Source organism: Shivajiella indica (assembly GCF_042683085.1).
Classification (GTDB): domain Bacteria; phylum Bacteroidota; class Bacteroidia; order Cytophagales; family Cyclobacteriaceae; genus Shivajiella; species Shivajiella indica.
The window spans coordinates 74097-88211 of the sequence record NZ_JBHUIV010000010.1; the positions used below are offsets into that span (position 1 = coordinate 74097).

Consider the following 14115-nt stretch of genomic DNA (forward strand, 5'->3'; position numbering starts at 1 on the left):
TGTTATTGAACAGATTTTTTAATCAGCAGGGCAAATAAGTTTTTGAAAGAGGTATTTAGCAATTAAATTAGGTTCTTTGTTTGACAACCGCCTAAATATAACCCAATATGAGCAAAGTTGAGAAGAAGCCAAGGACCTTTTTGGATAGATTCCTGGACTTTATTGAAAAAGCTGGAAATAAATTACCTGATCCTGCCATGCTTTTTTTCATCCTTATGCTTATCACCTGGGTTTTTTCAGCTTTGCTCTCGCCAATAGATTTTGGTGCTGTTGATCCGAGGTCCGGCTCCGAATTGAGGGTGCAAAATCTCTTGACAGGATCTCAGTTTGCCAACTTTTTAGCCAATATGACCAGTGTTTTTATCAATTTCCCACCCTTGGGCGTGGTTTTGTTGGCCATGTTGGGTGTAGGAGTTGCGGAACATTCGGGTTTTATCAATGCAGGTTTGAAATTTTTGTTGGGGGTAACCCCAAAAATAATGTTGACACCGATCTTGGTTTTGGTAGCGATTGTAAGCCATACCGCTGCGGATGCGGGTTATGTCTTGGTTATTCCTCTCGGTGGGGTCATATTTTATGCAGCGGGCAGGCATCCTTTGGCAGGAATTGCAGCAGCCTTTGCTGGTGTTTCCGGGGGCTTCAGTGCCAATTTTATACCTTCCAGCATAGATCCTTTGATCCAGAGTTTCACTCAATCAGCAGCAAGGATTTTGGAGCCTGAAATCCTTCTCAACCCTTTGAATAATATCTTTTTTACCGGCCTGTCCAGTTTAGTGGTTATTTTGGTAGTCTGGTATTTGACTGATAGGGTAATTGAACCGAGGTTAAATAATAATGTAAAGGTAGATGATAAGCTGGATGATATTCCTACTATGGAGAATCTGAACTCCCGTGAAAAAAAGTCCTTTTGGATTGCTTTTGCTTCCATGTTTATTTTGATGTTGATTTTGATTATTTGGGCCATTCCTTCTGATTCGGCCTTAAGAGATCCTGAGGGTGAGATTACGTCGTTTGGTGCACCCTTGATGAAGTCCATAGTTCCTTTGATTTTTATTTTGTTTTGGATACCCGGATTGGTCTATGGTTTTATGAGTGGGACCTATAAGAGTATGAAAGACATGGTACAATCCATGAGCAAGGCCATGGGAAGTATGGCCTATTATATCGTAATGGCATTCTTTTGCGCTTTGTTTATTGATGCTTTCGGAAAGTCAAATATTGGGGCATTAACGGCCTTAGAGGGGGCGAATTTCCTTCAGGCACTGGATTTACCAGCGCAGATAACCATTGTTGGGATTGTACTCTTGACCGCATTTGTGAATCTATTGGTAGGGTCAGCCTCTGCCAAATGGGCCTTGATCAGTCCGATATTTGTTCCCATGCTTATGCAGTTGGGGATTTCTCCGGATCTTACCCAGGCAGCTTATCGGGTAGGGGATTCCGTTTCCAATATCATTACGCCTTTGTTACCTTATTTTCCTTTAATTGTTGTTTTTTGTCAGCGCTATGTAAAAGCAACAGGGATTGGGACTTTGGTGTCTATTATGATTCCTTATTCTATCACTTTGTTGGTATGTTGGACGCTTTTTTTACTGCTTTATTGGACTTTAGGGATACCGTTGGGGCTCCAAAGTACCTATGAATACCTAATGGGAGCTCCCTGAGAAATTATCAATTATCAATTATCAATGACCAATTACTAATTACCAAATTTAAAGATTCAAGTTTTTAATTGGTAAAAGATCAATAGCAAATTACCAAGTAAGCCAGACTTTCTGTTCTTTGGTGATTATTGAAAATTTCTCTTAAATGAGGGTGGTTTAATTCCATAGAAGAACCAAAATTTTTGAGTAAAACCTTTCTGAAGAATAACCTAAGTCCAGCACTTTTTTGATGTTGGCAAGAAGAATTATTGATTTTTACTAAAATTAATTTTGGGATTTGTAAAAAATACTAAAAATACGCTTTTTATTCTACTAAATTAAATTTGATTATTTTTTAATTTTATTAAAAATGAATTTTCAATGGAATATTTCGGATTAATTCGGATTTTTTGTAAAAAAGCAGTTCATCTCTTATATTATTTTTTTATTTTCTTCCTGTTTTTATCCTGTAAAACGTATCAAAACATCAAGTTTTTGCCAGAAGAGAAGCTGGAAACTTTACCAGAAGAAAAGAGTATACCTTTAAGTTTTTATGAAAATATTATTCCTGGAGATAAAATTACTGTGATTGACAAATCAAGGCAGGTTAGTGAATTGATTTTTATTGAATTCTCTGACAATAGGCTTATCGGTAAGATTTATATAGATCCTGTTACTTTTCAAAAAGTTGAACCTTATGATTTTTCAATTCCTGTCGAAAATATCAGTCAGGTCAAAGGAGTGAAAAGAGTAGCTCAACCTAAAAGTAAACCTGGTAGTAATGTGGTGATTTCCTTAAATGAATTTAAAAAAATTAGTCAAGGCGAAAAAATTAAGGTTAATCAAAATAATGGAATGATCCATTACATGTACTATGAGGGAATTGCAGATAGTGTCTTGACCGGGAATTCCTGGGGCAATATCAACCTCAAAAATTTCTCAGAAGTTGATCTGTTTCCTGTAAAGATTCCCCTTGAAAACATTGAAAAAGTGGCAGTATACAGGCCGAATACCGGAGCAACACTGGGTTTGGTGTTGGGAGTGCTAGGAGTGGCTGTTGTAATAATGGCACTTATGATGGCCACTAATCCCATTTTGGTGAATTAAAAGTAAATAGAGAAAATATTTCAAACCTATAATTATAAAGAATTGGTATGAAAGGTTTAAGGTTTAAAATGTTCTCATATCTTATTGTCATTGGTTCAGTTTTGTTTACTTCCTGTGTGACTTACAAAGATTTTTCTAAAACCCATAAAATGGCCAAGCCCATTGATTATATGGGCCTGGAAGTTCAGAAGTTATTTGAAATAGATAAAGTGTACAGAATCCAGTTAGATGATAACAGGTTGATTGATTTAAGGGTTAAGGAGGTCAGGGAAGATCGGTTGATGGGGGTACAGAAAAAAAAAGGAACAGAACTTCAGGGGATGCTCGAAATTCCATTTGACAGGATTCTTTTAGTGGAAAAAAAGACAATTAATCCTATAGGAACCGTAATCTTAGCAATAGGATCGTTTTATTTGGTTACGATATTAATTGAACTTATAAGGGGGGATTCTATTCAAGTTTAAAAATCGACCTATCAATCCCTTTCCATCACCACCACCAATTTCTTCAGTTTGGAAGAATAGGCCATTCTGGTAATATTAAGGTAACCAGGCATCGATACTTCACCTGATTTGTGCCATTCGCTTTCATTGGGCTTTCTAACAAACAAGCTATTTCCTTTTCCCATCAATAAGAGGTTCTTATTGAGCCAGATGAAGTCTTCTGAACCGGGATAAGTATAGCCAAAATCTATATGACTCCGTTTCTCCAGATCGTACCCTTTAAGGGTGTAGGCCATTTCACCATTGATCTCTTTACTCATGTTTTTATCAATATAGGTAATGATACTGGATTTAGGTTTCGTTTTAATGGATCTTCCAACATTATTGCTGATGGTCACCACTTCAGATTTGCTGTAAGGATATACCAAGGAGTTTGGGGAGCCCAGAACGAACATGGCAGCTTTGTTGTCATACCAATCATAATAGCCCACCGGTTCAATGTCATCATAGAGCAATTCAGGTTCCCCAAAATTGGTAGGGTATAGCCATAAACGTTGTTTCCCGTCTTCTTCCACAGTTACTGCTGATACGTAAAGACCACAATCTGTCAAAGTAGGGGAGAATTCATTTCTTTCCCCTGTTTTGGTCAGATTGGTAAACTTCTTGGATTCAAAATTAAAAATGATGATATCATAGTTTCCTTTCTCATCCGCTGCTGAAAAAGCCATTTGTTTGTCATTGATAAAATCCGGCTGGTTGTCATAAAGAGGCCGGTCAGTGATTTTGAACTCAGTCCCTTTGCTAATTTCAAGTTTTGATCCTTTAACCTTGGCATCCAATGAAATCAGATCCGTAGAAGTCTGGGCTAAAGCGGAAAAAGCAAAAAACAATAATAAGAAATGAAAAGCTATATTTATTGCACGCATAGTAATTTCTCAAATTCGGAAACCAAATTACGAAATGAAGGTTAAAAAGAGGTGAACAAACTGAAATTATATCAGAATTCCTCCATGGATGCCTTAAGGAAGCAAGCGGATTTACTTGCTGAGGAAGCAGTTTTATTTTTATACCATCATCAGGAATGGGTATCAAAGATCAATGCCATGGTAGGATTTCCTTCTGAAAAGGAGATCTCGGATTTCCCGAAAGCCCTGAAGGAATATTTTTCAAGTTTTTACGAAGTTCCTGCATGGATGGAAGGGGAAAAAATCCGTCAGGCACAGGATTATTTTGATAAAGAAGGAAACTTATATTTGGCCATGTTGGGGTTTTATTCGTTGCCTTATTGTTATGCTTTTGCCGATGGGGCAGAAGTGTTGGTTAGGTCAAAGAGAATTACCGATGAAATAGGCATGCGTCTTTCTGAGACAGCATTGTTTCTCTTGGATTGTTTTAAACCTGGTAGTTTTATTGAAAATCATGAGGCGTTGCTGTCTATTTCAAAGGTAAGGTTGATTCATGCCTTCAGTCGTTTTTTTATTTTGAAATATGCTAAGGATTGGGATGGCAAATGGGGACTTCCAGTGAATCAGGAAGATATGTTGGGTACCAATCTAGCCTTTAGCCTTTTGGTTTTGCGGGGAATGGAAAAGCTTGGGAAATATCCTGGAAAAGAAGTGCATGAATCCCTGTTGCATTATTGGAAAGTAATCGGATTCTATTTGGGTATTGATACTTCTTTTTGGCCGGATACTGCCAAAGAAGCATTTGAGTTGGAAAAATGCATTAGAAAAAGACATTTAAAGGAATCTGAAGCAGGAAAGGTTTTGATCCATGCCTTACTGAATTATTATAAAGCGAGTATTCCCGATTCTGGTCTTGCCGGATTTTCAGAATCTTTGGTTTCCTATTTTGTTGGGGAGGATGCATCCAATGCACTAGGTATTAGCCAAAAAGTCAAATTACCCAAGGAAATAATTAATTTGGTTTTAGCTTTAAGTTTTTTCAGACAAAGCGGACATGGTACAAATTATTATAAAACAAGGAAAGCATTTTTAAAACAGAGCAAGCTGCAATTTGGACAAGCAGTTTCCCTCCGCATTCCTGAAACAAAGCGTTCATAATCGTACACTTTTTGTCCGTTCATAAAGCGATTCATTTTTTTAACCCCGCTAAAAACCTCAAAAAAGCATTTTTTGCTTATGGCATTCTTTTCGTATTTTACTGTACAAATGAATACGATTACCGACATATTGCAAAGATTTCCATTGGAGTTGGTTTTTTGGACTGGTGCTTTGATTGGCATCCTTCTGATAGACCCCTACGGAGCACATCATTTCAGTTTGTGTCCTTTGGATAACCTTGGTTTTACTTGGTGTCCTGGGTGTGGATTGGGCAGGGCAATGAGCCTTTTGACAAAGGGAGATATTCAGGCCTCCTGGTCCATGCATCCATTGGCCATGTTTGCCTTTGCGGTGATCATTTACAGAATAATTCAATTAATCAGAAACATCAAAACAACTAAAAACTATGGCTAATGTATTGAGACACCTCCCAGAGTTGGAGGGAATGGAATTAGGGTATATTCAAGGCATCCTTAAAAATATGGATGATGAACAAGCAAATCTTTTTGCCCAGGTTTATCGGGCAAGAAGGAAAGACAATCAGATGATATTGATTTTGTGTTTGCTTGGTTTCTTTGGTTTTGCAGGTCTTCATCGCTTTATCCTTGGGCAGGTTGGCTTAGGTATTCTTTATATTCTGACTTTAGGACTTTGTTTTATCGGTACTATTGTAGATTTGGTCAACTATAAAAGTTTGGCTTACGAATACAATATGAAAGTAGCTCACGAGACCTTGTCCATGATGTCAAATGGTGGAGCCTATTATCCAACTTCAGGAACTAATGAAAAATAAAATTTCGGCTTTAACTTTCATCCTTGGTATAGGTATTCTTGCTGCCTCTTGTTTTGCACCCGAGAAAACCTTTACCAAGGAATTTGAAGAAACCTTCACAGGTATCAAAGAAATTGAAATTGAGGGAAGGTTTTTGGAAGTTTCCTATGAAGGAAAAGAAGGGGAGGAAGATGTTTTCCTGGATGCCTATTTAGAAGCTCCGGAAAGCAGTGAATTGGATATCAGATATAGAAAATCAGGGAGCAAGCTTAAAATTGAAGTGGTAGGAGATGCTTCCATTTCAGGATGGAATTTTGGAAAAAATCTCAATGGATTTATAAGTCTGACTGGTCCAGATCATATTAAATTGAACGTGGTGGGTCATTCAGGATCCATTGATGTCATGAATGTAATCCATAAAGACATCAACCTTCAGGTAAATTCAGGCAGCATAAAAGCTTCAGAATTAGAAGTGGACAACATCAGGCTAAAAGCTTCTTCAGGAAGTATTAAAGGTGAGGGTCTTTATGGAAAGATTTATTGTGAGGTAAATTCCGGTTCACTTTCTTTAAGAGAGGTTGAGGGGGATATTGAAGCGAAAGGTAGTTCCGGAAACCTAAAATTTGAAGAAATTGAAGGGAAAGTTGATGCCAAAATAAACTCAGGTTCGATAAAATTGACGAATGTTGAGAAAATTGGAGAACTGAGCGCGAGTTCCGGAAGTATTAAAGCAATAAATTCTGGATTAAGCGAGTCCACTTCCCTTACAGCCAATTCAGGAAGTGTCAATATTCAAACCAATTCTGACTTGGGTGGTTTCAATTATGAACTTTCTGCTACAAGTGGTTCACTCAAAGTAGGAGACCACTCTTCTGGAAAAAAATTGGAAATAGACAATCAGAGCCAACACACGATTAAAGGGAAAGTGACAAGCGGAAGTTTAAAAATATCAAACTGAACCAACTCCCAGTTAGTAAAAATCCCGGTTGATATAGTTCAACCGGGATTATTTTATTCCTTTTTAAAATCCATGGAAACAGAGTTGATGCAATACCTTATTCCTCCTCTGTTTTTTGGTCCATCAGGAAATCTATGTCCCAAGTGGCTTCCACATTTACCGCATAGTATTTCCTCTCTGATCATAAAATGGGAATAATCCATCTGAACTTCAATGGCGTCCGGACTTACAGGTTCAGTAAAAGCAGGCCACCCACATCCGCTGTCATATTTTGAAGAGGAGTGGAATATTTCATTTCCGCAGGCTTTACATTCATAGATCCCGGTTTCCTTATTTAAATAATATTCTCCTGTAAAGGGTCTTTCGGTTCCTTTTTCCCTTAAAACATGAAAACTAGTAGGGTCTAGCTCTTTTTTCCATTCTTCTTCAGTTTTTTGGATGGGATATGACTTGTGATTCTTTTTCATATGGATTCAGACTTTACTTGTTTTTCCGGTTATTAATGGTTTTTCTGAATTGTATAACAACCAGTTTATTTAATTTATAAGTCTTTTTTTAGCCACTATGTTTTATTTTCCTCTAAATGTCAGTTTGTTTTTAGATTGGGTTTTTATAAAATCCTCATTCATCAACATAGGTCGGTATTCACCTTTGGCATACATTTCAGCCTGATCTGAATACCATTGGCTGAAATAATTCCCACTTTGGCCAGTCGGAAGTACAGAAATACCGGATTCTACGTTTTGGAAATCAATAATTATCCTCATGGCTGGGCCTGAATGTACCCTGTAAATCCCAGATCCATTGAGCTGAAAGGCTAGTTTATTGATTGATTCTTCATTGGCAGTCACTGCTGGAGCTTTGACATTGAAAATCTTATCCAATGGCTTTTTTGCACCCAAAGGATGTGGGTGTTCCAATATCACCGCTTCCTTCCATACCCATTTATCGGTGTTAGATCCAAATTGCGCGGTTAATTCCTCTAAGCATTTTTTTAAGGCATCTTCAACAATTTGTTTTTTAGTTTCTTTGGAAGAAGTACTGATATTATCCCACCAAGGAGAATCATCTGTTCTTATCAGACTTGGCAAGCTTCTGATATACAGGAAAGTCTTAAGGAAATTCGCAAAATCATCCTCACCCAACTCATCAGCCATCATGCCATGTAAGGTATGGTATAACCATTTATAATAAACTGTGGGGACTATGGATTCCAAATTATGACTGCCATTCCATGATTTCATTGCATCCAATGCAGGTTCATATCCCTTGAATAATTCATTGTCAACTGTCTGAATCATGCTGAGCAAATTCAAAGGGTGATTTTCATTGACAGCTTCCAATTGCAGACCTTTACTGTTTTCCTGGGTCCAGTCCGTTCTAGACGTAACGGCTTTGGCAATCCTGTTCCAGCGATCTCCCGGATAATAATAGCCCGGATAAAATATACCATTGCTTAAAGTATCCGGTTGGTTATTGGCAGAAGCAACAAATCCGGATTCCGGATTGATGCTCATCGGGTTTTCTTCAAATGGAATCCAAGCTTTTGGTTCATCTATTGGATTGCTCCCATCAAGGAAAATTTTGCTGCTAACATGCTCTGGTCTAATTGGGAGTTTGGCTGCGGCCCACCAGGCGATATTACCTTTATTATCACCATACATCACATTCAATCCAGGGGCATGGATCAATCGAACTGCAGATTCCACTTCCTGGACATTTTTGGCTCTTGCCATTTTATAGGTGGCTTCAATTGCCTTGGAAGGTTCAAGGATATATACCCACCATGAAGCAACTGGATTTTCAGTTAATCTTCCGATTTCAGGAATTACGTCATTCATAATGGGACCATGTATGGATTCCCTTATTTCAAAATTTACCGGGTCTTTTCCTTTCACTTTAATTTCTTCCGTCCGTTTTTTAATTGGCCTGAAGTCCTCTCCATAAACTGTCTCATTTGGATTGTTCGGATTCAGTTTTTCCTCAAAAAAGTCCTGGTCGTCGTTTTCAAACATGGTCAGCCCAATACTGAGTTCTCTGGTATGGCCCACCAATCCAAAGGGCATTCCTGCCAAGTGATTTCCATAATAGCTAAATCCAGGGTATTCCAGGTGGGCCTCATACCAAACAGAAGGTTGTGCAAAACCAATATGGGTGTCATTTAAAAATAGGACTTCACCAGAAGCGGTCCTGCTTGGCCCGATCACCCAGGAGTTACTTCCTTCCAATAAGGGTACAGGTAGTTTATCCAGGAGTGTTGAAAGCTTTGATTCCAAAACGATTTCCGAATTTTCGGAATTTCTAAGCGGATAACTATTGGGTATTAAATAATGTTGGGGAAGGGTGTGAACCGATAGTACTTTAAGGTAGCTAGGGTCAAGATTTCTAGCCATTTTGGTTACCAATGGGTCTGTTTTCATGGCCATGGCAAATGTGAAAGACATATAGCCCACGATGCTATGGATATCGTTCACGGTAAATTCCCTGGGTTTCATTCCAAGAAGGGTATATTCAATCGGAAGGTTACCTGTATTTATAAAGTGGTTGACCCCTTTAATATAGGCTTCCGTGGCGGTTTTCCAGGGGGTGTTTCCATCTTTTTCCCAAAGTTCCGTGGTCCATTCCGCATGTTTGGGAATACCTAAAGTCCGGAAGAATTTATCCACATCCACCACATTTTCTCCTAGCATTTCTGCCAAAGTTCCAGAACCTACTCGCCTCATCATTTCCATTTGGAACAATCTATCCTGGGCATGAACATATCCAAGGGTCATATAGGCGTCTGCTTCGTTGGTAGCGTAAATATGGGGAATGCCATAATCATCATAATAAACTTCAGTTTCTGTTGAAAGTCCGGTTATTTCAATTTCTCCGTCATAAGTAGGACCAAATTGATATTTAGCAATCTGGTAACCTGCAATTAGGATGAAAAAAAGAATCAAAAGGGCGAATAGTAATTTTTTCATTTCTATTATTTGGGTTTCAAAAGGGTGTCAGAATTCCAATCTGTAAAATACTAGAATATTGGGTAAAAGAAGCAGGTAATATGAAATTTAATATTGTTTGAATTGTCAGGATTTTCTTGAGGTACATTGTACCAAGTACCAAGTACAATATAACAAGCACCGTGCATAAAACTTTGAATGTTTGGATTTTGGATTTTTGTAATTGGTAATTGACAATTATTTCATCCGTTAATCGCCTCGAGGATTATGTTGCAGGCTTTTTCGATTTCTTCATGGGTTATAACCAAAGGAGGTGCGATACGCATAGCATCATCACAAAATAAAAACCAATCTGTAATAACTCCTTTTTCAATTGCCCGGTCAATGATAGGTTTTAAAACTTCAAAAGATTCAAATTCCACGGCCATCATCAGGCCTTTATTCCGGATGGATTTTATTTTGTGGTGGACTAATAATTTTTTGAAAAGCTCAGCCTTCTCATCCACTTTTTCCAACAATTTTTCATTTTGAATAATTTGGATTGTTGCCAATGAAGCTGCAGAAGATACGGGATGGCCTCCAAAAGTGGTGATGTGTCCCAATAGGGGATTGTTTTTGAAAACTCCCATTACTTCTTGGCCGGCGATGAATGCGCCGATAGGCATACCTCCGCCCATTCCTTTTGCACATACAAGAATATCCGGTACAATATCAAAATGTTCGAAAGCCCAGAATTTTCCCGTTCTTCCAAATCCGGCCTGGATTTCATCCAAGATCAATAAAGTGCCTGTTTCATTGCATTTTTTTCTCAGTGCTTGGAAATACTCCTTGCTGGCAATTCTGATTCCTGCTTCCCCTTGAATGGTTTCAACAATTACAGCTGCTGTATTTTCAGTTATTTCATCCAATTGTCCGAAACTTCCATACACTACATTTTTGATTCCGGGTAACAAGGGCCGGTATGCTCTTTTGAAAATTTCATTTCCACCAACAGATAGGGAACCATGTGAAGAACCATGGTAGGCATTGATGCATGAAATAATTTCCCTGCGATTGGTGAACCTTTTCGCCAATTTCAGCGCCCCTTCTACTGCTTCACTACCGGAATTCACTAAATAAACATTATTCAATGAAGGGGGAAGGGTTTCACATAAAGCTTTTGCCAATTGGACCTGGGGACTTTGAATATATTCCCCATAAACCATCAGGTGGAGGTATTTTTCCAATTGAGATTGAATTGCATGAATGATTTTCGGATGTCTATGACCAACATTGCTTACTCCAATCCCTGAAATTAAATCTATATAAGATTTTCCATCCGGACCATACATATACACTCCCTCTGCTTTCTCGATTTCCAGCATCAAAGGAAAGTCGGTAGTTTGGGCAAGATGGCTGAGAAAAAGTTGTCTGTTATTCATTCCAAAGATTTGAATTTCCAATTATCATTTACAAATGAAACAATTACCAATTATTAAATGAGTTTCTGTTAGATTTTACGGAAACGGAAGAAAATGCCCAGAGGAAGTTTCTTTTCAAATCTATCTACCAGGTACAATTCACCATGCTCTGCGTTGCTGACTACATGGAAGTTTGATTTGACAAGATTGGAAGCAATCATAGAACTGAAACTCAGTGAATACATATTCAGGATGAGAAAGTGATGGTCCGGATCGAGGAGTTGGGCGCAGAGTTTTAACATTTCATTGATTTGTTCTTCCAGAATCCATTTTTCACCATCGGGACCTCTTCCATAGGCCGGAGGGTCCAAGATAATGCCATGATAGGTATTTCCTCTTCTGACTTCCCTTCTGATAAACTTCATGGCATCATCTACAATCCATCGTATACCATCCAAACCCGAAGATTCCATATTGTGTTTGGACCAGGTAACCACCTGTTTGACGGAATCCAAATGGGTGACATCAGCTCCACAGGCCTTTGCAGCAACTGAAGCTGCTCCTGTATAGGCAAACAGGTTTAAGACCTTTGGGTTTTTTACCGTGAATTTTTTTAATGTATCTGAAATATAATCCCAATTGACGGCTTGTTCCGGAAATAGGCCAATATGTTTGAAGGAGGTCATGGCCAGGTTCAGTTTCATTTTTAAGCCATCGGGGTTTTTATAGCTTAATTGCCAGTTATGGGGGATTTTTTTAAATTCCTGCCATTGACCCTTTTCAGGATTGTTTTTTTCTTTGGCAAAGTGGGCATCTGAAAGATTTTTCCAATCGGATTCGCTCATGCTTTTGTCCCAAATGGCCTGGGGTTCAGGTCTGCTTAAAATGTAGGGGCCAAATTTTTCAAGTTTTTCAAAACCTCCTGTATCTATGAGTTCGTAATCTTCCCAATGAAGGGGTGTTAAAGACAAAATGCTTTCTTCCATGGAACAAAAGTAATGATATAATGGGTTTTGATTTTAATTTTAAGAATAGATTCGGAAATTAGGCTACAAATTAAAAGGATTATGAAAAGTGTAGAATTGGTTGGAAGAATACTGTTGTTGTTTGGAGTATTGGTTTCGGGGTCTCTTTATGGACAATCCATTACAACGGTAAAGGCCAATGATATAGATTATGGCAGGGCTTTCCGTTTTAATGTAAAAAGTGATGGCGTAAGGGGCACCCCTTTTTTATATGATGAGCCTAAATCGGCCAAAATTTCACTTGATGGAGGAAAAGTATATGAGGATATTCCCTTCAATATTTTACCGGAAAAAGAAGAGATTTATATTCAGACCGGCGGGGAAGAAAGTGATCCTTTGGTGCTAAAAAACTGGATTTGGCTGGAAACTTTGGAGGATTCCCCGAAATTATTCAGGATGGAATATCTGGAGGGAAAACAGAGGATAGTTGAAATTCTATATGAAAAAGGATCCGAAAAATATGTGGCATTGCATACCAAATATTTGGTCAAGCCAACTAATCTCAAAGATGGTTATACAGGGCCTCAATATGACACCTATAAGCCGGATGTCAGATTCTATAAAATAAACGGTCTCCAAAGTCAGGAATTTAAAGGCAATACTTCAGGATTGAAGGAATTGTCCAGTGACCGGTATAATGAACTTCGCGATTATATAAAAAATGAGAAATTAAAAACGGAAACCGCAGATGATATGAAAAAAGTACTGGTATTTTTGTTTGATTGAAAATTACAGCCAATTCTTCAACATTTTTTCACTGATTTCCCAAAGTTCATTTCTTATATCCTTAGATCTTGCAGATCCTGAAGGAACCATTGGTTTTTTATTTTTGAAGTAATAGCCATTTTGTTTGGCTGATAATTTTGATTTTACAAGGAAAATGCTGGTCTGAGCACCTTCTTTTGGTGAAATCATAAAAGGTTTGGCCAATTTCCAAAAGATATTGAAAATCCCGCTTGCTTCTTTTCCAAAATTGGTATTGACTACACCGGGGTGTAAAGCATAAGAGGCCAAGCCTTTTTCCCCATATTTTTCCACCAAGGACTTGGTAAATAGGATATTAAACAATTTTACGTTTGCATATGCATTAAATGAGGAATATCGGTGATGCTCATAATTTAAATCCAAAAAATCCACTTTGGCAGCTCTGTGGGCTTCAGAACTTACATTGATTACCTTTGGCCCATCCGATTTAAGGAGTAGGGGCATCAAATGATGGGTCAATAAAAAATGCCCTAGATGATTGGCAGAAAGTGTCAGTTCGAAACCATCTTTTGTAATTTGTTTTTTGGGGAAAATTCCTCCTGCATTATTGATCAGGACATCAAGGGATTTAGTATTGTTTGAAATAGTTTGGGCTGCGTTTTTTACCGAATCCAAATCTGCCAGGTCCAAGGATACAAAAATTACTTTGCCCTGTTCTTCTTGAGGTAAAGATTTCAAAAGGAGGTCCGCTTTTTCTTTGTTTCTGGCCAAAAGAAATACCTGATCAAATGCCGGACAAAGTTCCTGAAAGGTGACGGCTCCAATGCCGGAGGTTGGACCTGTTATGGCTAAATTCATGGTAGATTTTGTTTTGGAAATAAAACTAAAAAAGATCAATTTGGTTCAGAAACAAAATTTGGCCATTTCTTTTTTTTCTTATTCTGTAATTAAAAATTTGTAATTTTAGCCTAATAAATTTTAAAAAAAAACATAAATCAAAAACTCATTAGGTTATCCGGGATTTGTTATTCTTTGAAAATCAAAGTTTTAAAAG

At 37.9% G+C, this 14115-nt stretch carries 14 protein-coding genes; 8 read left to right on the forward strand and 6 right to left on the reverse strand.

What is annotated here, in order from left to right:
• The first annotated feature begins 107 nt into the window (after nt 1–107).
• The 3 genes from ACFSKV_RS03720 to ACFSKV_RS03730 all read left to right on the forward strand — a co-directional run bounded on the left by ACFSKV_RS03720 (nt 108) and on the right by ACFSKV_RS03730 (nt 3214).
• The gene (locus ACFSKV_RS03720; RefSeq protein WP_380800486.1) at nt 108–1664 is read left to right on the forward strand and encodes an AbgT family transporter; all 1557 of its coding nucleotides are present in this window, start codon (nt 108–110) and stop codon (nt 1662–1664) included.
• A 474-nt stretch (nt 1665–2138) separates the two neighbouring features.
• Nucleotides 2139–2750 carry a hypothetical protein gene (locus ACFSKV_RS03725; RefSeq protein WP_380800487.1) on the forward strand — a complete coding sequence of 204 codons (612 nt, stop codon included), beginning with the start codon at nt 2139–2141 and terminating at the stop codon, nt 2748–2750.
• 68 nt (nt 2751–2818) lie between these two features.
• Nucleotides 2819–3214, forward strand: a complete 396-nt coding sequence (locus tag ACFSKV_RS03730) for a hypothetical protein (RefSeq protein ID WP_380800488.1) — start codon at nt 2819–2821, stop codon at nt 3212–3214.
• 11 nt (nt 3215–3225) lie between these two features.
• Here the strand turns inward: ACFSKV_RS03730 and ACFSKV_RS03735 are convergent, their stop codons facing one another.
• Nucleotides 3226–4119 carry a TolB-like translocation protein gene (locus ACFSKV_RS03735; RefSeq protein ID WP_380800490.1) on the reverse strand — a complete coding sequence of 298 codons (894 nt, stop codon included), beginning with the start codon at nt 4117–4119 and terminating at the stop codon, nt 3226–3228.
• A 51-nt stretch (nt 4120–4170) separates the two neighbouring features.
• Between ACFSKV_RS03735 and ACFSKV_RS03740 the strand changes: the two genes are divergently transcribed.
• The 4 genes from ACFSKV_RS03740 to ACFSKV_RS03755 all read left to right on the forward strand — a co-directional run bounded on the left by ACFSKV_RS03740 (nt 4171) and on the right by ACFSKV_RS03755 (nt 6986).
• Entirely contained in the window at nt 4171–5256 is a 1086-nt protein-coding gene (locus ACFSKV_RS03740; RefSeq protein WP_380800491.1) for an oxygenase MpaB family protein, read from the forward strand.
• 78 nt (nt 5257–5334) lie between these two features.
• Nucleotides 5335–5670, forward strand: coding sequence for a DUF2752 domain-containing protein (locus ACFSKV_RS03745; protein WP_380800492.1), 336 nt, complete (start codon nt 5335–5337; stop codon nt 5668–5670).
• A complete protein-coding gene (locus tag ACFSKV_RS03750; protein ID WP_380800493.1) occupies nt 5663–6049 on the forward strand; it encodes a TM2 domain-containing protein in 387 nt (128 codons plus the stop codon). Before ACFSKV_RS03745 ends, ACFSKV_RS03750 begins: the two co-directional genes overlap by 8 nt.
• Nucleotides 6039–6986 carry a DUF4097 family beta strand repeat-containing protein gene (locus ACFSKV_RS03755; RefSeq protein WP_380800495.1) on the forward strand — a complete coding sequence of 316 codons (948 nt, stop codon included), beginning with the start codon at nt 6039–6041 and terminating at the stop codon, nt 6984–6986. Before ACFSKV_RS03750 ends, ACFSKV_RS03755 begins: the two co-directional genes overlap by 11 nt.
• A 53-nt stretch (nt 6987–7039) precedes the next feature.
• Here the strand turns inward: ACFSKV_RS03755 and msrB are convergent, their stop codons facing one another.
• From msrB to ACFSKV_RS03775, 4 genes are all read right to left on the reverse strand, one after another.
• Complete coding sequence (gene msrB, locus ACFSKV_RS03760; protein WP_380800497.1) at nt 7040–7453, reverse strand: peptide-methionine (R)-S-oxide reductase MsrB; 414 nt, start codon at nt 7451–7453, stop codon at nt 7040–7042.
• A gap of 102 nt (nt 7454–7555) precedes the next feature.
• Nucleotides 7556–9952: a penicillin acylase family protein gene (locus tag ACFSKV_RS03765; RefSeq protein WP_380800499.1), complete on the reverse strand. Its 2397-nt coding sequence runs from the start codon at nt 9950–9952 to the stop codon at nt 7556–7558.
• A gap of 221 nt (nt 9953–10173) precedes the next feature.
• Nucleotides 10174–11352, reverse strand: coding sequence for an aspartate aminotransferase family protein (locus tag ACFSKV_RS03770; RefSeq protein WP_380800501.1), 1179 nt, complete (start codon nt 11350–11352; stop codon nt 10174–10176).
• A 68-nt stretch (nt 11353–11420) separates the two neighbouring features.
• Nucleotides 11421–12317: a class I SAM-dependent methyltransferase gene (locus tag ACFSKV_RS03775; RefSeq protein WP_380800503.1), complete on the reverse strand. Its 897-nt coding sequence runs from the start codon at nt 12315–12317 to the stop codon at nt 11421–11423.
• An 81-nt stretch (nt 12318–12398) separates the two neighbouring features.
• On the opposite strand from ACFSKV_RS03775, the gene ACFSKV_RS03780 reads away from it, so the two are divergent.
• Nucleotides 12399–13082 carry a hypothetical protein gene (locus tag ACFSKV_RS03780; protein ID WP_380800504.1) on the forward strand — a complete coding sequence of 228 codons (684 nt, stop codon included), beginning with the start codon at nt 12399–12401 and terminating at the stop codon, nt 13080–13082.
• Between the two features lie 3 nt (nt 13083–13085).
• Here ACFSKV_RS03780 and ACFSKV_RS03785 read toward each other — a convergent pair whose 3' ends face one another.
• On the reverse strand, nt 13086–13919 hold the full coding sequence (locus ACFSKV_RS03785) for an SDR family NAD(P)-dependent oxidoreductase (protein WP_380800506.1): 834 nt from the start codon (nt 13917–13919) through the stop codon (nt 13086–13088).
• Between the last annotated feature and the right edge of the window lie 196 nt (nt 13920–14115).

Bases quoted from the DNA above. Each gene is read 5' to 3' on its own strand.
- ACFSKV_RS03720 (WP_380800486.1), top strand. From the start codon at position 108: ATGAGCAAAGTTGAGAAGAAGCCAAGGACCTTTTTGGATAGATTCCTG.
- ACFSKV_RS03730 (WP_380800488.1), top strand. From the start codon at position 2,819: ATGTTCTCATATCTTATTGTCATTGGTTCAGTTTTGTTTACTTCCTGT.
- ACFSKV_RS03735 (WP_380800490.1), bottom strand. From the start codon at position 4,119: ATGCGTGCAATAAATATAGCTTTTCATTTCTTATTATTGTTTTTTGCT.
- ACFSKV_RS03745 (WP_380800492.1), top strand. From the start codon at position 5,335: ATGGCATTCTTTTCGTATTTTACTGTACAAATGAATACGATTACCGAC.
- ACFSKV_RS03750 (WP_380800493.1), top strand. From the start codon at position 5,663: ATGGCTAATGTATTGAGACACCTCCCAGAGTTGGAGGGAATGGAATTA.
- ACFSKV_RS03755 (WP_380800495.1), top strand. From the start codon at position 6,039: ATGAAAAATAAAATTTCGGCTTTAACTTTCATCCTTGGTATAGGTATT.
- msrB (WP_380800497.1), bottom strand. From the start codon at position 7,453: ATGAAAAAGAATCACAAGTCATATCCCATCCAAAAAACTGAAGAAGAA.
- ACFSKV_RS03765 (WP_380800499.1), bottom strand. From the start codon at position 9,952: ATGAAAAAATTACTATTCGCCCTTTTGATTCTTTTTTTCATCCTAATT.
- ACFSKV_RS03770 (WP_380800501.1), bottom strand. From the start codon at position 11,352: ATGAATAACAGACAACTTTTTCTCAGCCATCTTGCCCAAACTACCGAC.
- ACFSKV_RS03775 (WP_380800503.1), bottom strand. From the start codon at position 12,317: ATGGAAGAAAGCATTTTGTCTTTAACACCCCTTCATTGGGAAGATTAC.
- ACFSKV_RS03780 (WP_380800504.1), top strand. From the start codon at position 12,399: ATGAAAAGTGTAGAATTGGTTGGAAGAATACTGTTGTTGTTTGGAGTA.
- ACFSKV_RS03785 (WP_380800506.1), bottom strand. From the start codon at position 13,919: ATGAATTTAGCCATAACAGGTCCAACCTCCGGCATTGGAGCCGTCACC.